This is a genomic window from Rhizobium sp. S163, from assembly GCF_030380805.1.
Taxonomy (GTDB): domain Bacteria; phylum Pseudomonadota; class Alphaproteobacteria; order Rhizobiales; family Rhizobiaceae; genus Rhizobium.
Map to the genome: position 1 here is coordinate 601,101 of NZ_JAUDSA010000018.1, position 19,282 is coordinate 620,382.

At 62.5% G+C, this 19,282-nt stretch carries 15 protein-coding genes; 9 read left to right on the plus strand and 6 right to left on the minus strand.

The genetic code is table 11. From position 1 onward, the window contains the following. The first annotated feature begins 160 nt into the window (after nucleotides 1-160). The 3 genes from QTL96_RS18565 (at nucleotide 161) to folD (ending at nucleotide 3,887) form a co-directional block, all read left to right on the plus strand. Nucleotides 161-973, plus strand: a complete 813-nt coding sequence (locus tag QTL96_RS18565) for a WecB/TagA/CpsF family glycosyltransferase (RefSeq protein WP_289728682.1) — start codon at nucleotides 161-163, stop codon at nucleotides 971-973. A 95-nt stretch (nucleotides 974-1,068) separates the two neighbouring features. After that, nucleotides 1,069-2,865, plus strand: coding sequence for a succinoglycan biosynthesis protein (locus tag QTL96_RS18570; RefSeq protein WP_289728683.1), 1,797 nt, complete (start codon nucleotides 1,069-1,071; stop codon nucleotides 2,863-2,865). Between the two features lie 122 nt (nucleotides 2,866-2,987). After that, nucleotides 2,988-3,887, plus strand: a complete 900-nt coding sequence (folD, locus tag QTL96_RS18575; RefSeq protein WP_289728684.1) for a bifunctional methylenetetrahydrofolate dehydrogenase/methenyltetrahydrofolate cyclohydrolase FolD — start codon at nucleotides 2,988-2,990, stop codon at nucleotides 3,885-3,887. Between the two features lie 11 nt (nucleotides 3,888-3,898). Here folD and QTL96_RS18580 read toward each other — a convergent pair whose 3' ends face one another. After that, on the minus strand, nucleotides 3,899-4,921 hold the full coding sequence (locus QTL96_RS18580; RefSeq protein ID WP_289728685.1) for a substrate-binding domain-containing protein: 1,023 nt from the start codon (nucleotides 4,919-4,921) through the stop codon (nucleotides 3,899-3,901). Nucleotides 4,922-5,193: 272 nt separating this feature from the next. On the opposite strand from QTL96_RS18580, the gene QTL96_RS18585 reads away from it, so the two are divergent. The 6 genes from QTL96_RS18585 (at nucleotide 5,194) to QTL96_RS18610 (ending at nucleotide 12,233) form a co-directional block, all read left to right on the plus strand. Then, complete coding sequence (locus tag QTL96_RS18585) at nucleotides 5,194-6,555, plus strand: ABC transporter substrate-binding protein (RefSeq protein WP_289728686.1); 1,362 nt, start codon at nucleotides 5,194-5,196, stop codon at nucleotides 6,553-6,555. Nucleotides 6,556-6,718: 163 nt separating this feature from the next. Further along, nucleotides 6,719-7,732, plus strand: coding sequence for a sugar ABC transporter permease (locus tag QTL96_RS18590; RefSeq protein ID WP_047508348.1), 1,014 nt, complete (start codon nucleotides 6,719-6,721; stop codon nucleotides 7,730-7,732). A 1-nt stretch (nucleotide 7,733) separates the two neighbouring features. Further along, a complete protein-coding gene (locus tag QTL96_RS18595) occupies nucleotides 7,734-8,897 on the plus strand; it encodes an ABC transporter permease subunit (protein WP_018898465.1) in 1,164 nt (387 codons plus the stop codon). A 40-nt stretch (nucleotides 8,898-8,937) separates the two neighbouring features. Then, nucleotides 8,938-10,590, plus strand: coding sequence for an alpha-glucosidase (locus QTL96_RS18600; RefSeq protein WP_289728687.1), 1,653 nt, complete (start codon nucleotides 8,938-8,940; stop codon nucleotides 10,588-10,590). A 24-nt stretch (nucleotides 10,591-10,614) separates the two neighbouring features. Continuing rightward, a complete protein-coding gene (gene ugpC, locus QTL96_RS18605; protein ID WP_047508342.1) occupies nucleotides 10,615-11,706 on the plus strand; it encodes a sn-glycerol-3-phosphate ABC transporter ATP-binding protein UgpC in 1,092 nt (363 codons plus the stop codon). Between the two features lie 173 nt (nucleotides 11,707-11,879). Next, nucleotides 11,880-12,233, plus strand: a complete 354-nt coding sequence (locus QTL96_RS18610; RefSeq protein WP_018898468.1) for a hypothetical protein — start codon at nucleotides 11,880-11,882, stop codon at nucleotides 12,231-12,233. An 82-nt stretch (nucleotides 12,234-12,315) separates the two neighbouring features. On the opposite strand, the gene edd is transcribed toward QTL96_RS18610, so the two are convergent. The 5 genes from edd to QTL96_RS18635 form a co-directional block, all read right to left on the minus strand. Then, nucleotides 12,316-14,136: a phosphogluconate dehydratase gene (gene edd / locus QTL96_RS18615; RefSeq protein WP_018898469.1), complete on the minus strand. Its 1,821-nt coding sequence runs from the start codon at nucleotides 14,134-14,136 to the stop codon at nucleotides 12,316-12,318. 78 nt (nucleotides 14,137-14,214) lie between these two features. Then, nucleotides 14,215-14,913, minus strand: coding sequence for a 6-phosphogluconolactonase (gene pgl, locus QTL96_RS18620; protein WP_289728688.1), 699 nt, complete (start codon nucleotides 14,911-14,913; stop codon nucleotides 14,215-14,217). An 11-nt stretch (nucleotides 14,914-14,924) separates the two neighbouring features. Continuing rightward, nucleotides 14,925-16,400: a glucose-6-phosphate dehydrogenase gene (zwf, locus tag QTL96_RS18625; RefSeq protein WP_112942747.1), complete on the minus strand. Its 1,476-nt coding sequence runs from the start codon at nucleotides 16,398-16,400 to the stop codon at nucleotides 14,925-14,927. A 134-nt stretch (nucleotides 16,401-16,534) separates the two neighbouring features. After that, nucleotides 16,535-17,833, minus strand: a complete 1,299-nt coding sequence (locus QTL96_RS18630) for an FAD-binding oxidoreductase (RefSeq protein ID WP_289728689.1) — start codon at nucleotides 17,831-17,833, stop codon at nucleotides 16,535-16,537. Nucleotides 17,834-17,843: 10 nt separating this feature from the next. Further along, on the minus strand, nucleotides 17,844-19,280 hold the full coding sequence (locus tag QTL96_RS18635) for a glutamine synthetase family protein (RefSeq protein WP_018898473.1): 1,437 nt from the start codon (nucleotides 19,278-19,280) through the stop codon (nucleotides 17,844-17,846). Between the last annotated feature and the right edge of the window lie 2 nt (nucleotides 19,281-19,282).

Genomic DNA, 19,282 nt, shown 5'->3' on the forward strand with positions numbered 1-19,282 from the left:
GGTTTTCCTAAAGGTTGTTTGAGGGAGCCCTGTTATACCGTCCCGTGATGGGCCGACATGCGCGCCGCATTCCAGATTTGGAAGCCGGCGCCTGATCCCAGGCAGACCTCAGTGTTACCGGGATCTCCGAGCCATGAAGCATTATCGTCAGGAAGCGGGCATGAATCTGATCGCGAATTTCGCGGTCCTCGCTTCGCGTCGCGCCATTTTCGATCTTCCCGTCTGCGATCTCGGCTGGGATGACGCGCTCGTCTTCATCAACGAGCTCCTGTCCATGCCCGTTGGCCAGACGTCGATCTCCTTCGTCAACGCACACAACATGCTCCTGGCGCTGCGCGATGAAGAGTATCGCTACATCCTCTCCCAGAACCTCGTCCTGCCGGATGGCATCGGCCTCAACATCGCCTCGCAGATCGCGCACGGATCGCCTTTCCCGGCCAATCTGAATGGCACCGATTTCGTGCCCGCGCTGCTGACCTTCATGGAACAGCCCCGCCGCATCGGCCTGATCGGTGGCACCCGTGCCGTGGTCGAGCGCGCCGCGTCCAATTTCCGCCAGCATGCACCCTGGCATGAATTCGTCGTCATCTCCGACGGCTTCTTCGACAAGAATGACCCATCAGCCGTGATCGCCGAGATCGCGGCCCAGGATCTCGACATCATCATCGTCGGCATGGGTACGCCCCTGCAGGAAAAATGGGCGCACAAGCACATTCGCGCCGATCACGCGCGCCTGGTGCTGACGGTCGGCGCCCTGTTCGATTTCGTCTCCGGCTCTGTGCCGCGCGCGCCCAAGCTGGTGCGCTCGATGCGTCTGGAATGGGCCTATAGGCTCGTCCAGGAACCCGGTCGTCTCTGGCGCCGCTACGCGCTGGGCATCCCGGTCTTTCTCTATCACGTCGCCAAGTACCGCTTCAGCCGTCGCAAGGTGATCATGAAGCGCTCGGAAATCGGCGATACACGTCGAGATTGAGCGAAAATTAACCTTTTGTTTGCCAAGCCTGTTTAGGCTCGATTAACCACACGCGACTGCGATGGGTTCGATCGTTCCATGCACGAGACTTGGTGATGCGCGAAAATCATTCGAGACGTCCCGCCCACTCATGGTCATCCCAGCTGAAGGATGAAGCCGGCTCGAACGGCTTTTCCAGCGGCCATTATCAGGACGAAATGGCCGTGCCGGAAGCCGAGCTGCTTCGGGTCATCGAACGGGCTCTCCAGGCGCAGCGAATGCCGGAACTTGAGCAACCCGCGCCGCAAGACACCACCGCGCCTCTCGTCAGCCGCATCGAAACCATCCTCGGCAAAAGGCTTGAGGCCGCCAACGACGCCGCGACGGCGCCAATTTCGCCCATCGATGATGCCGCCATCAACGCTGCCGCCATGGACGATGCCGCGATGGACGACCTGATCGACGATCTGGCCGCACAGGAATTCCACGTCGAATCCATCACCCATCCGACGGCCGAGACTCCGGCCCCGGCTTCCCCGCGCAGCGGCCGCTCGCTGATCGCAGCCGGCGCACTGTGCGCACTGGGCGCGCTTGGCGGAACGCTGATCCCAAGCGAGCCATCCGGCTTTCGGGCACAGAGCCTTCTCGGCGTCGAAGGCCCGGCCAAGGATCATCGGGCGCTGGTCAGCGCCGCGCATGATGCACTGATCTCGCAGAAAACCATCGCCCTGGCCGTCGCCAAATTGCAGCTCGACCGCGACACCGAGTTCGCCGGCGCCAGCGGCAGCGCCTTCAATGTCGTGGTCGATCTCCTCTCCGCAAGCGGTGCCGCCGCCGATCCGGTCTCGCGCGCCGAAGCATCTCTCGCCGCCGCCATTCGCGCATCCGCAGACCCCAAATCGGGAACGATCGGCTTCAGCGTCACAACAGCAAGTGCGGCAAAATCCGCGCGCATCGCATCCTATCTCGTCTCGACCGTTGCCCATCCGGTGTCGGCCGCAAGCATCAACGACGGCGTGGTGAAAAAGGCAAGCGCGGTCGCCGACGCTGAGCTCGAGGCATTCACCAAGCAGAACGGCGAAGGCAATGTCGAGGTCGCAACCAGACTGCAGCAGCAGCTTGTGCAGGCGAACGAGACCTTGAAGGACGCACAGCAGAAGGTCGTGGCAGCGAAGACGCGCGCCGACCTGCTGAAGACCGCAACCGCTGACGACGCGCTGACCGGCACACTTGCCGCGGACATCACATCGCCCGCGCTGGACGATCGCCGTGGCCGCTATGCCGTCGCCAAGTCGACGCTCGCGCAGCTAGCGGCGAGCCTCGGCCCCCGGCACCCGCGCCTGATTGCTCAACAGGCTGAAGTCGATGGCTTGCGCGCCAGCATCGGCCAGGAACTCGGCAGGCTGTCGCGCGATGCCGCCGACGAAGTCAAATCAACGGTCGCCGCCGTCAGGCAGCTTGGCGACCAGCGCAACACGCTGATCGCGCAAAGCCGCGACACCGGCGTCGATCTCGCCAAGTTGACGGAACTGCGCGAGAAATCCGCCGTTGCGCGCCAGCGTCTCGAAGATGAGCTCAGCACCGGCGCGATCGGCACGGATGGCGCCCATGTGCAGGTCATCAAGGCGCCTGTCGTCACGGCCATAGAACCGGGCCGCAGCCCGTGGCTCGCCCCGGCACTCGGCGCGCTCGCCGGTCTTGCATTCGGCCTTGCCGGTTTCCGCAGACGCGTGGACATGGACAAAGCCATCGCGCATGTCGAGCCCGTCACCGCGATCGAGCCATCGGTCGATATTCCCCGCGCACCCGTGCCGGAGCCTGTGGTCGCGGAGGCCACCGACGAAGTCGAAATCCTGCGCGCCGAGATCGCCGCCATGCGCGATCGCCTGCGCTCCTACGCAGCGACGGCCTGATCGTCGCCCACCTGCGGCATGATTGTTCTTGCATTTCTCGTTTCAGGCAGGATAGGGCGTGGACAGGCAAATTGTGCCCGATGCCGCCGACTAGAATGGCGGGTAATGGCAGGGAGACGGTCTTGGCGACAGTAATCGACGGCAAACAGGTTGCAGCTTCGGTCATCGACACGGTGAAGGCGGCGACTGCGGCATTGGACAAGCAGAGCGGCGTTCAGGCCGGTCTCGCGGTCATCATCGTCGGCGACGATCCGGCAAGCCACGCCTATGTGGGCTCCAAGAGCAAGATGGCCAAGGAGTGCGGCTTCAAGTCCGTGCAGCACACGCTGCCGGTCGAGACGACGCAGGAGGAACTGGCCGCGCTTGTTGCCTCGCTGAACGCCGATGACACGATCCACGGCATCCTCGTGCAGCTGCCCCTGCCCAAGCACCTGAATTCCGAGCCGATCATACAGTCGATCCTGCCCGAAAAGGATGTCGATGGTCTTCACGTCGTCAACGCCGGCAAGCTGGCAGTTGGCGATCTTGAGACCGGCCTCGTCTCCTGCACGCCCGCCGGCGCCATGGTCTTCGTGCGCCGCACCCACGGCGAGGATCTCTCCGGCCTCAACGCCGTTGTTGTCGGCCGTTCCAACCTGTTCGGCAAGCCGATGGCGCAGTTGCTGCTCAACGCCAACGCCACGGTGACCATCGCGCATTCGCGAACCAAGGATCTCACTGCCGTTTGCCGCAACGCCGATATCCTGGTTGCTGCTGTCGGTCGTCCCGAGATGGTCAAGGCCGATTGGGTCAAGCGCGGCGCAACGGTCATCGATGTCGGCATCAACCGCATCGCCGCGCCCGAAAAGGGTGAGGGCAAGACGCGCCTCGTGGGCGATGTCGCCTTCGCCGAGGCCGCCGAAGTCGCGGATGTCATCACCCCGGTCCCCGGTGGTGTCGGTCCGATGACCATCGCCATGCTCATGGCCAACACCGTGATTGCCGCGCACCGCGCCGCCGGCCAGACGCCGCCGAAGTTCTGATCCGGTTAAACCTAGCGCGGCGCGGCGCCCGTCGACGCCCGCACGATCAGCTCCGTCTTCCAGAGTTCCTGTTCGGGGAAGGGGCCGTCCTGCTTGACGGTCCCGATCAGCCGCTCGGCAATCCGGACACCCGCCGCGCGCAGAGATGAGCGCGTCGTCGTCAGAGGCACGGAGAAATTCTCCGGCTTCAGATGCGGCAGCACGTCGTCATGGGCGATCAGCGAAATATCCTCGCCAAGCTTCAGCCCCGCTTGCGTCACGGCACGGATGGCGCCGAGCGCCAGCACCGTGCTGGAACAGAGAATGGCCGTCGGCGGCTCCGGTAGCTGCAGAAAGCGCTCCATCGCGAATTGTCCGTGCTCGTCGGTCATCGACATGTGGCTGGTGCAGTTTTCGGGCAGCTCCAGTCCGCGCTCGGCGAGCGCAGAGACCACGCCCTTCTTGCGCCGGATCGCGAAATCCAGATGCTCCGGCCCGTTCAGCAGGCAGAAGCGGGTATGCCCGAGCTGCAGCAGCAGCCGCGTCGCATCGTAGAAGGCGCCTTCGTTGTCGATGTCGAGAAAGGGATAGTCGGGCTCGGTTCCGAACGAGCGGCCATGCACGAGAAACGGCATGGAGAGCGACTTCAGGAGCGGCAGCCGGGGATCGTGCCCGCGCATATAGGCGACGAACAGTGCGTCGACATTGCCGCTGATCGCCAGCCGCCTCAGCGCGCCCACTTCGTCGTCGGGATCGGCCGGCATGATCACGAAATGAAAGTCGTGCCTTACCGCTTCCTCGCCGAGCCCGGTCAGGAATTCGCCGAAATGCACGTCGGAATAATGCCCGGGCGCTGTGGGCATGACGAGACCGATCGAACCCGCTTTGCCGGTCGCAAGCCGCTGCGCGGCCTTGTTGGGACGATAGCCGGTCTCCTGCACGGCGCGCAGCACGCGCTCGCGTGTCGCCTCGTTGACCTCGGGGTAGCCGTTCAGCGCACGGCTCACCGTCGTCTGGGACAGGCCCAGCATTTCCGATAGCTGTTTCAGATTCACGTGTTAAACTTCCTCCAACGCCTCGGAGGTCATGTCTCCCAAATGGCATCCAAAGCGCTTTTAGCAATGTAGCAGCTGCGCGGCTTGACTCAAGAAAAATCGCTCCATATTGCCCCATAGGCGTTGCTGCATTGCGATATCCAAAGGCCCAAAGCTGGGTTTTGCGAATTGCCTTGACTCTTTTATGCCGAAAGTGAAATGAGTTCGTTGTCAAAGCGCTTTGGAATTTCGGTTGCAGGGCGTGATTGGGATTGTGATGGGAGGTTGATCACATGAAAAAGTCATTTTTGATGGGCGTTGCCGTGGCAGCGCTTCTGGCCGGCGGCGCGTCCGCGGCCGATCTGAAATTCACGCCGGGTGAGGACGCCAAGTTCAACTGGAAGAGCTACGATGACTTCAAGGCGGCCAATGCCGACCTGAAGGGCCAGGAACTGACGATCTTCGGTCCGTGGCGCGGCGAGGACGAGACGCTGTTCCGCAGCATTCTCGCCTACTTCACCGAGGCGACGGGCATCGACGCCAAGTATTCGTCCTCGGAAAACTACGAGCAGCAGATCGTCATCGACACGCAGGCCGGTTCGCCGCCGAATATCGCGATCCTGCCGCAGCCGGGCCTTCTGGCTGATCTCGCCAGCAAGGGCTTCCTGGCGCCGCTCGGCGATGAGAATTCCAAGTGGATCAAGGACAATTACGGCGCCGGCGACAGCTGGGTCGGCTACGGCACCTACAAGGGCAAGGACGGCAAGGACGCCTTCTTCGCTTTCCCCTACAAGGCCGACGTGAAGTCGCTGGTCTGGTACGTGCCTGAAAACTTCAAGGAAGCGGGCTACAAGGTCCCGACCACGATGGAAGAGCTGCAGGCTCTGTCCGAGCAGATCGTCAAGGACGGCGGCGTCCCGTGGTGCATCGGTCTCGGTTCCGGCGGCGCCACCGGCTGGCCAGCGACCGACTGGATCGAAGACCTGATGCTGCGCATGCAGCCGCCGGAAGCCTACGACAAGTGGACCACCAACGAACTGAAGTTCGATGATCCCTCTGTTGTTGCCGTCATCGACGAGTTCGGCAAGTTCGCCAAGAACGAGGCTTATGTCGATGGTGGCGTCAAGGCTGTTGCCTCGACCGACTTCCGCGATAGCCCGAAGGGCCTCTTCGCCGTGCCGCCGAAGTGCTACATGCACCACCAGGCATCCTTCATCCCGTCCTTCTTCCCGGAAGGCACGAAGATGGGCCAGGATGCGGACTTCTTCTACATGCCGACCTTCGCCTCGCATCCCGAACTCGGCAAGCCGGTTCTGGGCGCAGGCACGCTGGTCACCATCGCCAAGGATTCCAAGCCGGCTCGCGCCTTTGTGGAGTTCCTGAAAACGCCGATCGCGCATGAAGTCTGGATGGCGCAGTCGAGCTTCTTGACCCCGTACAAGGGCGTCAACACGGCCGCCTACGCCAACGAGCAGATGAAGCGCGAAGGCGAGATCCTGACGACGGCAACGACGTTCCGCTTCGACGGTTCCGACCTGATGCCCGGCAAGATCGGCGCCGGCGCCTTCTGGACCGGCATGGTCGATTTCGTCGGCGGCAAGTCCGCTCAGGATACCGCCAAGGAAATCCAGAGCGCCTGGGACGGCATCAAGTAACATCGCCTGATCTCCATGCCGCCTGCTCGGGCGGCATGGATTTAATGCCTGGCCGGACGACGTCACAAGCGCCGGCCATCGCCGCCTCTTGCGCCCGCTGCAAGCGTGCCCGGCCATCAGGCGGCGTGATTTCAAAAAGACGTAGGCATCAGGGGAGGGATGAATGCTATCGCAGCTGGTTTCCGCTTTGGGAGTCGTGGTCGTCGCCGTATTCGCATGCGCGGCCTATTTCTATTTCTCGAACAAGCTCCTGGATATGGCGCTTCCGGTGAAGGACGGCGACATCCGCGCCGCCTCGCAGAACCTCAACCGCCGCTCCGTCATAAGGCCGTGGCTGTTCCTGTTCCCGGCGCTCTTCCTCCTGGTCGTCTATCTCGTCTATCCCGTGGTCGCGACGGTCATCCTGTCCTTCTACGATCGCTCAGGAGCCGAGTTCGTCGGCTTCAGCAATTACCAGTGGGCCCTGGGTGACCGCGAGTTCCGCCAGTCGATCTTCAACAACATCCTCTGGCTCGCCGTCGTTCCCGCCGCCTGCACCTTCTTCGGCCTGGTCATCGCCGTCATGACCGACCGCATCTGGTGGGGTAATATCGCGAAAAGCATCGTCTTTATGCCGATGGCGATCTCCTTCGTCGGCGCCTCCGTCATCTGGAAGTTCATCTACGAATATCGCGGCGGCAACGCCACGCAGATCGGCTTGCTCAACGCCATCGTCCAGCTCTTCGGCGGCACGCCGCAGGTGTGGATCTCGGTGCCCTTCTGGAATAGCTTCTTCCTGATGATCATCCTCATCTGGATCCAGACCGGCTTTGCAATGGTCATCCTGTCGGCGGCGCTGCGCGGCATTCCCGAAGAGACCATCGAGGCCGCCGTCATCGATGGCGCCAATGGCTGGCAGATCTTCTGGCGCATCATGGTGCCGCAGGTCTGGGGCACGATCGCCGTCGTCTGGACCACCATCACCATCCTTGTGCTGAAGGTCTTCGATATCGTGCTCACCATGACCAACGGTCAGTGGGACACGATGGTTCTCGCCAATCTCATGTTCAACTGGATGTTCCGCGGCGGCGGCGACAGCGGCCGAAGTGCTGTCATCGCGCTGATCATCATGCTGGCCGTCACGCCGATCATGGTGTGGAACGTCCGCCGCGCCAATCGCGAACTGGGAGGCAAGTGAGATGACCCTGACCCGCGATTTCTTCAAGATCGGCCCGGCCCGCCTGTTCGTCCACGCTGCCGTCCTTCTGATCGTCATCATCTGGCTGATCCCGACGCTCGGCATCTTCGTCAGCGCGCTCCGCGACAAGGATCAGATCGTCGTCTCCGGCTGGTGGACAGCCTTCTCCGGTTCGTCCCGCACCGTCGCCGCCCGCCTCGGGCAGGTCGATCAGCAGAAGCAGGACGGCCCCGCCTATGTCATCTCGGGCAATGTGCTGGATGGCCAGGAGGGGCGCTCGATCAATGCCTTCGGCACCCGCGTCGCGCAGCCCTCGGCCTACAAGGCCGGCGAGACCGCTGATCTCGGCGATGGCCTGACGCTCACCGTCAACGAAGACGGCACCTATCGCTACGCCAAGAACGCCGCCTTCGGCCCGGATGACGGCGGCCGCCGCGTCTATGTCTCCGTCGCCACGCCGCCGGAGTTCACGCTGCAAAACTATCGCACGGTGCTGACGGGCGAGGGGATCGGCCAGTCCTTTATCAACTCGCTGACGGTGACCATCCCGGCCACGATCATCCCGATCCTGATCGCCGCCTTCGCAGCCTATGCGCTGAGCTGGATGGAATTCCCCGGCCGTGCGCTTCTGATCGCGCTGGTCGTCGGCCTCATCGTCGTGCCGTTGCAGATGTCGCTGATCCCGCTTCTCAGGCTCTACAATCAAGTCGGCATGCTGCTCGATACGCCGTCCAAGACCTATCCCGGCATCTGGCTGGCGCACACCGCCTTCGGCATGCCGCTCGCCATCTATCTCCTGCGATCCTACATCGCGGGCCTGCCCAAGGAGATCATCGAATCCGCCCGCGTCGATGGCGCCAGCGATTTCGAGATCTTCACGCGCATCGTTTTGCCCTTGTCCTTCCCGGCGCTCGCCTCCTTCTCGATCTTCCAGTTCCTCTGGGTCTGGAACGACCTGCTCGTCGCCATGGTCTTCCTCGGCACCGATAGGGATCACCTCGTGCTGACGGGTGCGCTGAACGCGCTGCTCGGCTCGCGTGGCGGCAACTGGGAAATCCTGACGGCCTCGGCCTTCATCACGATTATAGTACCGCTGCTCGTCTTCTTCGCATTGCAGCGCTATCTCGTGCGTGGTCTGCTCTCGGGTTCGGTCAAGGGCGGCTAGTCATTTCCCAGGACACTCAGAAGACAATACAGGACCACATATGAGCATGGAATCTCAATCCAATCTGACGGCGGACAAGGACTGGTGGCGCGGCGCGGTGATCTACCAGATCTATCCGCGCTCCTACCAGGATAGCAACGGCGACGGCATCGGCGATCTCAAGGGCATTACCGCGAGATTGCCGCATGTCGCGGCCCTTGGCGCCGACGCCATCTGGATCTCGCCCTTCTTCACCTCGCCCATGCGCGATTTCGGCTACGATGTCTCCGATTACGAGAATGTCGACTCGATCTTCGGCACGCTTGTCGATTTCGATTCCCTGATCGCCGAAGCCCACCGCCTCGGCATCCGCGTGATGATTGATCTCGTCATCTCGCACTCGTCGGACCAACATCCCTGGTTCGTCGAGAGCCGTTCCAGCCGCACCAACGCCAAGGCCGACTGGTACGTGTGGAGCGACTCGAAGCCTGATGGCACCCCACCCAACAACTGGCTGTCGATCTTCGGCGGTTCGGCCTGGGCGTGGGATCCGACCCGCATGCAATATTACATGCACAACTTCCTGACCTCGCAGCCGGATCTCAACCTGCATAATCCGGAGGTTCAGAACCGCCTGCTCGATGTCGTCCGCTTCTGGCTGAAGCGCGGCGTCGACGGCTTCCGCCTCGACACCATCAACTTCTATTTCCACGACAAGGAATTGCGCGACAATCCGGCGCTCGCGCCCGAGCGCCGCAACGCTTCGACGGCGCCAGCGGTGAACCCCTACAATTTCCAGGAACACATCTACGACAAGAACCGGCCGGAGAATATCGCCTTCCTGAAGCGTTTCCGCGCGGTGCTAGAGGAGTTCCAGGACATCGCCGCTGTCGGCGAAGTCGGCGATAGCCAGCGCGGTCTCGAAATTGTCGGCGAATACACGTCGGGCGATGACAAGATGCACATGTGCTACGCCTTCGAGTTCCTATCGCCGGATCCGCTCTCGCCCGAGCGCATCGAAGACGTGATGAACGATTTCGCCGCCGCCGCTCCCGATGGCTGGGCCTGCTGGGCGCTCTCCAACCACGATGTCGTGCGCCATGTGACCCGCTGGGGCTCGCTCGTTGCCGATCGCGACGCCTTCGCCAAGCAATATGCGGCGATGCTGATGACCATGCGTGGCTCCGTTTGCCTCTATCAGGGCGAGGAGCTCGGCCTGACGGAAGCCGACCTCGCCTACGAGGACCTTCAGGACCCCTACGGCATCCAGTTCTGGCCGGAGTTCAAGGGCCGAGATGGCTGCCGCACGCCGATGGTCTGGGACAGCCAGGTTGCCCAGGGTGGCTTCTCGACCGTCAAGCCGTGGCTGCCGGTCCCGGTTGAACATATCCTGCGCGCCGTCAGCGTTCAGCAGGGCGACGACACCTCGGTGCTCGAGCACTATCGCCGCTTCATCGCCTTCCGCAAGCAGCACCCGGCCTTTGCCAAGGGCGAGATCAAGTTCATGGAGCCGCAGGGCGACATGCTGGTCTTCCAGCGCGAATACGGCAACGAAAAGCTGCTCTGCGTTTTCAACATGAGCGCGACCGAAGCCTTGGTTGCTCTACCTGAAGGCAACTGGCAGGCGTTGACGGGCCATGGTTTCGTCAGCAATAACTATGGCGACAAGATCGATATACCCGCCTGGGGCGCGTATTTCGCTCGGCTCGCCTAGAGACTTCTGGAGGAGGAGAACTCGATGACTGGACTGACACTCAAGGACATTCGCAAATCCTACGGTGCCGTGGACGTGCTCCATGGCATCGATCTTGATATCAAGGAGGGCGAATTCGTTGTGTTCGTCGGTCCGTCGGGCTGCGGCAAGTCCACCCTGCTGCGCATGATCGCCGGTCTGGAGAACATCACCGGCGGCGACATGTATATCGACGGCCAGCTGGTCAACGACGTCCCGCCCTCCAAGCGCGGCATCGCCATGGTGTTTCAGTCCTATGCGCTCTACCCGCATATGACCGTCTACGACAACATGGCCTTCGGCATGAAGATCGCCGGCGAGAACAAGCAGGAAATCGACCGTCGCGTGCGCGCGGCGGCCGAAAGCCTGCAGCTCACCAAATATCTCGATCGCCTGCCCAAGGCGCTCTCGGGCGGCCAGCGCCAGCGCGTCGCCATCGGTCGCGCCATCTGCCGCAACCCGAAGGTCTTCCTCTTCGACGAACCGCTGTCGAACCTCGACGCGGCGCTGCGCGTCGCTACGCGTATCGAGATCGCCCGTCTCAACGAGCAGATGGCCGATACGACGATGATCTACGTCACCCACGACCAGGTCGAGGCGATGACGCTCGCCGATCGCATCGTGGTGCTGTCCGCCGGCAATATCGAACAGGTCGGCGCGCCGCTGGAGCTCTATGAGCGTCCTGCCAACCTCTTCGTCGCCAAGTTCATCGGCTCGCCGGCCATGAACGTCATCCCGGCCACCGTCACGGAAGCCGGCAACACGACCACGGTGACGCTGACCGGCGGCAAGTCCGTCACGCTCGATATCCCGACGGCTGCGTCCGAGAAGGGCAAGACCGCCAGCTTCGGCGTTCGCCCGGAAGACCTGCGCATCGCCGGCCCAACCGACGACTATCTCTTCGAAGGCGAAGTCTCGATCGTGGAAGCGCTCGGCGAGGTGACGTTGCTCTATATCGAGGGTCTGGTCCAGAACGAGCCGATCATCGTCAAGCTGCCCGGCATCTATGATGTAAAGCGCGGCCAGAAGATGCATTTCTCGGCCGAACGTTCGAAACTGCACCTCTTCGATGCGGAAGGCCGCACCTATCGCAAGTAAGTTGTAAATCGCTTCCGGGCCGTGTGAATAATGCGGCCCGGCGCTATGCTGTTCGAACCTTCTGTTAAAGATCGCTTGGTAGTCTTTCCTCATTACATACTTAGAGGATTACGACAGTGGCGACACCGAGCCCCCAGTCATCAGGCCATTTTCTAAACAAGGAAGAATCCTTCATGTACGACCGCGAAGTGCGGTTCAAGATGGAGGACACGATGAACGCGGCGCGTCTCGAATATACCGAGAAGGGCGTCATGAACATGGCCTCGCGCCGTTGCGACATCATCCGCATTTCCAAGAGCAGCGCGGTCCTTGCGATCCTGACGCAGTTCAACCTCCCGCGTCAGTTCTATCTCGATCTTCCCGATGCCCGCATCACCAAGATCGGCTGCATGCTGACCCGTGTTAATCCCAACAACACCGTGGAAGTTCGCTTCCTGCGCATGCTGACCGACAAGGAACTGAACAAGATTTTCGTCTACAGCACCCACCCGGCCCACCGCGACCGCGTGCTCGATATTCGCGGCTGATCGCCGATTTCTACGTCTGAAACGACAAAGCCCGCGAGATCGTCTCGCGGGCTTTGTCGTTTTGGGGAATAATCGCCCCGCCTTAGTGGAACAGCACGCTGGCGCCCTTGTCGGACGCGCCGACGGCGCGGCGGAAGGGGGCGAAGAGCTCGCGGCCCATGCCGAACTCGTTGTCGGAGAGATCGGCCACGACAGGCTTGCGATCGGCCATGGTGGCAGCGTCCACAAGCACCTCGAGCGTGCCGGCGATCGCGTCGAGACGGATGATGTCGCCGTCCATGATGCGCGCGATCGGTCCGCCGTCGACGGCCTCCGGCGTCACATGGATCGCCGCCGGAACCTTGCCCGACGCGCCGGACATGCGCCCGTCGGTCAGAAGCGCCACGCGGAAGCCGCGGTCCTGTAGCACGCCGAGCGGCGGCGTCAGCTTGTGCAGCTCCGGCATGCCGTTAGCCTTCGGTCCCTGGAAGCGGACGACGGCGATGAAGTCGCGGTTGAGCTTGCCGTCCTTGAAGGCGTCCTGAAGTTCCTGCTGGCTGTGGAAGACGATCGCCGGCGCCTCGATGACGTGGCGGTCGGCCTTCACCGCCGAGATCTTGATCACGCCCTTGCCGAGGTTGCCGCGCAGCATCTTCAGGCCGCCATTGGCCTGAAACGGCGTTTCGATGTTCGCGAGCACCTTCGGATCGACGCTCTTTTCCGGGGAGGGCTCGCGCACGATGTTTCCATCCTCGCCAAGGCGCGGATCGATCGTGTAGGCCTGCAGTCCGTGGCCGAACACGGTGCGCACGTCGTCGTGCACCAGGCCGTGCTTCAGCAGTTCCTTGATCAGGAAGCCCATGCCGCCGGCCGCGTGGAAATGGTTCACGTCGGCAAGCCCGTTCGGGTAGACGCGGGCAAGCAGCGGCACCACTTCGGAGAGCTCGGCGATATCCTGCCAGGTCAGCTCGATGCCGGCGGCGCGCGCCATGGCAACGAGATGCAGCGTGTGATTGGTCGAGCCGCCGGTGGCGTGCAGGCCGACGACGCCGTTGACGATCGAGCGCTCGTCGATCATCTCGCCCGCAGGCGTGAACTCGTTGCCCTGCGCGGTGATCGCCAGCGCCCGCTTGGTCGCCTCACGGGTGAATGCTTCGCGAAGCGGCGTGCCCGGATTGATGAAGGAGGAGCCGGGCATGTGGAAGCCCATGATCTCCATCAGCATCTGGTTCGAGTTCGCCGTGCCGTAGAAGGTGCAGGTGCCCGGTCCGTGGTAGGACTTCGACTCGGCCTCGAGCAGCTCGGCGCGGCCGACCTTGCCCTCGGCGTAAAGCTGGCGCACGCGCGACTTCTCGTCGTTCGGCAGGCCCGACGTCATCGGTCCTGCCGGCACGAAGATCGACGGCAGATGGCCGAAGGTCAGCGCGGCAATCGTCAGACCCGGCACGATCTTGTCGCAGACGCCGAGATAGAGGGCAGCGTCGAACATGTTGTGCGACAGGCCGATACCGGCAGCCATGGCGATCAGGTCACGCGAGAAGAGCGAGAGCTCCATGCCCGGCTGACCCTGGGTCACGCCATCGCACATGGCGGGAACTGCGCCCGCCACCTGTGCGATGCCGCCGGCTTCCGCTGCCGCCTCGCGAATGATCGCCGGATATGTCTCGAACGGCTGATGCGCCGAGAGCATGTCGTTGTAGGAAGTGATGATGCCGAGATTGGAAACACGGTCGCCAGCCAGTGCATCCTTCTCGGCGGGGGAACAGACCGCGAAGCCGTGTGCCAGGTTCGCGCAGCCGAGCGAGGAGCGAACCACGCTCTTGCCCACCGCGTTTCGCAAGCGCTCGAGATAGAGTTCTCGCGACGGTTTCGACCGTTCGACGATACGGTTGGTGATGGCGGCAACGCGCGAATGAGCGGACATGGGAAATCCTTGTCGTTTGCTGGTATTCGATTGTCTGTTCGCGGCTTTACGCCGTGTTGGCCATTAAGGCCTGTCGGCTTACGGAGCCCAGTAAATGTCGACGGGCGTCGCGGCGCGGCGAAGGATTGCCCGGATCGGCATCTCCGCCTCGTCGCCGGCACCCTCGGCCTTCGCCAGAACGTCCTTCTTGCCGTCGCCTTCGATGTGAAGAACGAGCAGTCCTGCATCCTGCAGGCTGGAGAAGGTGAAGGTCAGGCGGGGTTCGCCCGCGCCGTCAGCGTCCATGGTGATGATGCCGCGCGGCGTCTTCGGATCAAGAGCGACCGCAAGATTGCTGCCGCCAGGGAAGAACGAAGCCGTGTGGCCATCGCCGCCCATGCCGAGAATGACGACATCGAACGGATTGCCGATCGAAGCCGTGGCCGCCGTCGATAGCTTTGCAGCTTCCTCGACCGTTGCCGCCGGCTGGTAGAGCGGCTGGAACTTTGCCGCTTTCGCCTTGTTCTGCAGGAGATTGCTGATCACGAGCAGATGGTTCGAGCGCGGATTGTCGGCGGGCACGAAACGCTCGTCGACAAGGGTGATCGTCACCTTCGTCCAGTCGAGATCGCGCGTCGACAGTTCCTGGAAGAATGCCTTCGGCGTCGAGCCGCCGGAAACGGCGATTTCCGCCGTTCCCTTGCTGGCGATGGCCGTCGAAAGCGATGCAGCGACCTTGTCGGCAAGGTTGCGCGCCAGTTCGGCGGCGTTGGCAAAATTGTGCATGGTCGCTGCCATTCTCTCGATCCTTAGAGGTTGTCGTGCCAGGTGCGGCCGTCACGCTCGATGAGCGCGATCGACTGGCTCGGGCCCCAGGTGCCGGCCGTGTAGCCCTGAACCTTCTGGCCGGTGGATTCCCAACCCTTGAGGATCGGGTCGACCCACTGCCACGCCGCCTCGACTTCGTCACGGCGCATGAACAGCGTCTGGTTCGAACGGATGACGTCCATCAGCAGGCGCTCGTAGGCGTCGGGGTTACGAACCTGGAAGGAATCGGCGAAGCTCATGTCGAGCGAAACGTTGCGCAGGCGCATGCCGCCTGGGCCCGGATCCTTGATCATGAGCGACTGCTTCACGCCTTCGTCGGGCTGCAGGCGGATGATCAGCTGGTTCTGGTTGATGCGGCCGGCCGACTGGTCGAAGACCGAGTGCGGGATCGACTTGAAGGTGATGACGATCTCCGACATGCGGCCGGCAAGACGCTTGCCGGTGCGGATGTAGAAGGGAACGCCGGCCCAGCGCCAGTTGTTGATTTCGGCCTTGATGGCGACGAAGGTTTCGGTGTTGGACACGCCGCCTTCGAGCTCTTCGAGGTAACCCTTGACCGGGCCGCCCGCCGAAGCGCCGGCGCGATACTGGCCGCGAACGGTGGTCTGCTCGACATTGGACGCGTCGATCGGCTTCAGCGCGCGCAGCACCTTCAGCTTTTCGTCGCGAACCGCTTCGGAATCCATCGACGACGGAACTTCCATGGCAACCAGGCAGACGAGCTGCATGATGTGGTTCTGCACCATGTCGCGCAGCGCGCCGGCGGTGTCGTAGTAGCCGGCACGGCCTTCGAGGCCGACGGATTCGGCAACGGTGATCTGCACGTGGTCGATATGGTTGGCGTTCCACAGCGGCTCATAGAGCGCGTTGGCGAAGCGCAGCGCCATCAGGTTCTGCACGGTTTCCTTGCCGAGATAGTGGTCGATGCGGAAGATCTGCTCTTCCTTGAAGACCTTGCCGATCGTGTCGTTGAGCGACAGCGCGGAAGCGAGATCGCGACCGATCGGCTTTTCGACGACGATGCGGGTGGTCTTGGTGATCAGCTTGTGATCGTGGATCTTCTGCGAGATGTCGCCGAAGATGCCGGGTGCGACGGCCAGATAGAAGGCGCGCACGCGGTCCTTGCCCTCGTCGAGCAGCTTCTTCAGCTGGTCCCAGCCGGCGTCGGAGCGGGCGTCGACCGGCACGTAGTACAGGCGCTCGCAGAACTTGGCGACTTCCGCCTCGTCGTACTCGCCCTTCTTCAGGTGCTCCTTCAGAGCGTCCTGCGCGAACTTGCGGTATTCTTCGTGGGTCAGCGCGCTTCTGGAAGCGCCGATGATGCGGGTCGGCTCGGAGAACTGGCCTTCGATCTGACGATGGTAGAGGGCCGGCAGCAACTTGCGCTCGGCAAGGTCGCCACTGCCGCCAAAGACGACGTAATCGAAAGGTTCAACGGGAATGATTTGGCTGCTCATGAGGCTATCTCTCAATCAGACTGGTTCATGGCCTCTTTAATCTAATCGATTTAAAAAAGCCAGTGTGCGCTGCAACGAATTTGTCCGGCACTGGTTTTAGATCGAAAAGCCTCGTGAGGAAATCCGCAATCTGACTAAAACTTGTCGCGCAGCGCAAACCACGAAAGCGCCAGGAAGAGCAGGGGCGCGCGCATCGCCGAACCACCCGGGAAGGCCGGGATTTTGAGCGCCTTGAACAGGTCAAGATCCCTGGATTTCCCGATCACAGTTTCGGCATAGAGCCGCCCGCAATAGTTCGCAAGCATCACGCCATGGCCGGAATAGCCGCCGATCGAGGTCACGCCGGGCATGACTTCGCGCACGAAGGGCTGCCGCGGCATGGTGATCGCGACCGATCCGCCCCAGGCATGGGTGATCTCGACGTTATCGAGTTCGGGGTAGATCTCGGCGATCTGCCGGCGGATATGCTGCGATATGTCGCGCGGATTATCCGCCGTATAGGCCTCGCGGCCACCAAACAGCAGCCGCCCGTCCTTGGATTTTCGAAAGTAGCGGACGACGAAACGCGAATCGGCAACCGCCTCGCTACCAGGAATGACCGTGGACTTCTCGCCGAGCGGCACGGTCGCGCCGATGAAGGAGCGGATCGGCATGACATGGCTTGCGGTAATCGGCTCGAGATTGTCGATATAGCCGTTGCAGGCGATCAGTGCCTTGTCGGCGGTGATCTGCCCGCGCGGCGTGTCGATCGTCACCTTGCCGCCGCCCTGGCGGATCGCCGTCGCCTTCGTCATTTCGAAGACCTGAGCGCCGGAAGCAGCCGCCGCCCGCGCCAGCCCGATCAGGAGCTTCAACGGGTGAATGTGGCCGGTGCCGGTGTCGCGCACGCCGCAGAAAAAGCGCGTCGACCCCAGCCGCTCCTGCGTTTCGGCCTTGTCCATGAAGGTGGCGTGCGGGTAGCCGTAGCGGGTCGCTGCGATCTCCGCATTGGCGCGAAAGTCCTTCTCGTAGCTCGCCTTATGCGCCACGTTCATCTGGCCGGGCATGAAATCGATATCGATCTGGTGCTCGGTCGCGAAGGTGAGGAGGTGCTTCTTGGCGTCCTCGGCCAGGTCGAACAGCGCCTTCGAGCGCTCGAAGCCGATCTCCTCCTCGAGCTCTTCCGGCCATGAGCGCTGCCCGGTGCCGAGTTGCCCGCCATTGCGGCCCGACGCGCCGTCGCCAAACCGGCAGGCCTCGATGAGCACAACAGACACGCCCGCTTTGGCGAGATGATACGCCGCCTGCAGCCCGGTAAAGCCGCCGCCGATAATGGCGACGTCGCATGTCTTCGATCCGTCGAGTTCAGGATAGGTGGGCCGCTCGCCCGCCGTTGCCTGATACCACGAAATGCCGGGCGCGATCGGGCTCTGCCATTTCTGTTCGGATGTCATAGTGCCATCCTCACACGTTGAGCAGAAGGAATTCGCGTTCCCACGGGCTGATCACCTGCATGAAGGTCTCGAACTCGCCGCGCTTGACGCCGGCATAGAGCCCGATGAACTCGCGGCCGAACACCTCCTCGAATGCCGGCTCGTCTTCCATCAGGGCGACGGCTTCAAGCAGACCGCGCGGCAGGTCGATCGAGCCTTCGTTGGCCGAATCCTCGGTCGGCGCCGTCGGCTCGATTTCCTTCATGATGCCCAAGAGGCCGCAGGCAAGTGAAGCCGCCAGCGCCAGATAGGGGTTGGCGTCGGAACTCGGCAGTCGGTTCTCGACACGCCGCGCCTGCGGATCCGAAACCGGCACGCGGAATGCCGTCGTGCGGTTGTCGTAACCCCAGGCGTTGTTGACCGGGCAGGACATGTCGGGCGTCAGGCGGCGGTAGGAATTGACGTAAGGCGCCAGCATGCAGAGCGCGCTCGGCACGTATTTCTGCATGCCGCCGATGAAGTGGAAGAACTCCTTCGAGGGCGAGCCGTCGGGGTTGGAAAACACGTTCTTGCCCGTGTCCTCGTGGATGACCGACTGGTGAATGTGCATCGCCGATCCGGCTTGGCCCTGCATCGGCTTGGCCATGAAGGTGGCGTAGATGCCATGCTTCATCGCCGCCTCGCGGATCGTCCGCTTGAACATGAAGACCTGGTCTGCAAGCTCGATCGGATTGCCGTGGCGAAGGTTGATCTCGAGCTGTGCCGGTCCTTCTTCGTGGATCAGCGTGTCGATCTCCAGCCCCTGCTTTTCCGAGAAGTGGTAGATGTCGTCGATCAGTTCGTCGAACTCGTTGATCCCGGCGATCGAATAGCCCTGGCCGCCGAGAATGGCGCGGCCCGAGCGGCCCTTTGGCGGATGGAGCGGATAATCCGGGTCGTCGTTCTTGGCAACGAGATAGAACTCGATCTCCGGCGCCACGATCGGCTTCCAGCCGCGGTCGTGATAGAGCTTCATGATCCGCTTCAAGACGTTGCGCGGCGTATAGGGGACCTCTTCTCCATCGGCGCTGACGATATCGCAGATCACCTGCGCGGTCGGGTCCGTTTCCCACGGCACGACGGAAAGCGTCGAAAGGTCGGGCACCAGCTTGAGATCGCTGTCGCGCGGCTCGTACCGGAAGCTTTCGGTTTCCTCGGGATATTCGCCCGAAATTGTGTGGCGGTAGATTGCCGAAGGCAGCGCCAGCGATGTGTTCGAGGTGAATTTCGAGCTCGGCATCATCTTGCCGCGCGGCACGCCGGCAAGGTCGGGCGTGATGCATTCGATGTCTTCGATCCCGCGTGCCCGCAAGAACTGCGCTGCTTCCTTCCAGGAGGCCACGCCGCGAAGATATCCAGGGTCCGGGGGAGATTTCTTCGAGGCGGGAACGTTCTTGGCAGGCTTCAGCGTCGTCTTTTTTGGGGACATGA

What these genes read in the sequence shown, in the direction of transcription:
- QTL96_RS18635 (WP_018898473.1), bottom strand. Translation starts at nt 19,280, where the DNA reads ATGTCCCCAAAAAAGACGACGCTGAAGCCTGCCAAGAACGTTCCCGCC.
- QTL96_RS18600 (WP_289728687.1), top strand. Translation starts at nt 8,938, where the DNA reads ATGAGCATGGAATCTCAATCCAATCTGACGGCGGACAAGGACTGGTGG.
- QTL96_RS18630 (WP_289728689.1), bottom strand. Translation starts at nt 17,833, where the DNA reads ATGACATCCGAACAGAAATGGCAGAGCCCGATCGCGCCCGGCATTTCG.
- QTL96_RS18595 (WP_018898465.1), top strand. Translation starts at nt 7,734, where the DNA reads ATGACCCTGACCCGCGATTTCTTCAAGATCGGCCCGGCCCGCCTGTTC.
- QTL96_RS18585 (WP_289728686.1), top strand. Translation starts at nt 5,194, where the DNA reads ATGAAAAAGTCATTTTTGATGGGCGTTGCCGTGGCAGCGCTTCTGGCC.
- QTL96_RS18565 (WP_289728682.1), top strand. Translation starts at nt 161, where the DNA reads ATGAATCTGATCGCGAATTTCGCGGTCCTCGCTTCGCGTCGCGCCATT.
- QTL96_RS18570 (WP_289728683.1), top strand. Translation starts at nt 1,069, where the DNA reads ATGCGCGAAAATCATTCGAGACGTCCCGCCCACTCATGGTCATCCCAG.
- QTL96_RS18610 (WP_018898468.1), top strand. Translation starts at nt 11,880, where the DNA reads ATGTACGACCGCGAAGTGCGGTTCAAGATGGAGGACACGATGAACGCG.
- edd (WP_018898469.1), bottom strand. Translation starts at nt 14,136, where the DNA reads ATGTCCGCTCATTCGCGCGTTGCCGCCATCACCAACCGTATCGTCGAA.
- QTL96_RS18590 (WP_047508348.1), top strand. Translation starts at nt 6,719, where the DNA reads ATGCTATCGCAGCTGGTTTCCGCTTTGGGAGTCGTGGTCGTCGCCGTA.
- pgl (WP_289728688.1), bottom strand. Translation starts at nt 14,913, where the DNA reads ATGGCAGCGACCATGCACAATTTTGCCAACGCCGCCGAACTGGCGCGC.
- ugpC (WP_047508342.1), top strand. Translation starts at nt 10,615, where the DNA reads ATGACTGGACTGACACTCAAGGACATTCGCAAATCCTACGGTGCCGTG.
- zwf (WP_112942747.1), bottom strand. Translation starts at nt 16,400, where the DNA reads ATGAGCAGCCAAATCATTCCCGTTGAACCTTTCGATTACGTCGTCTTT.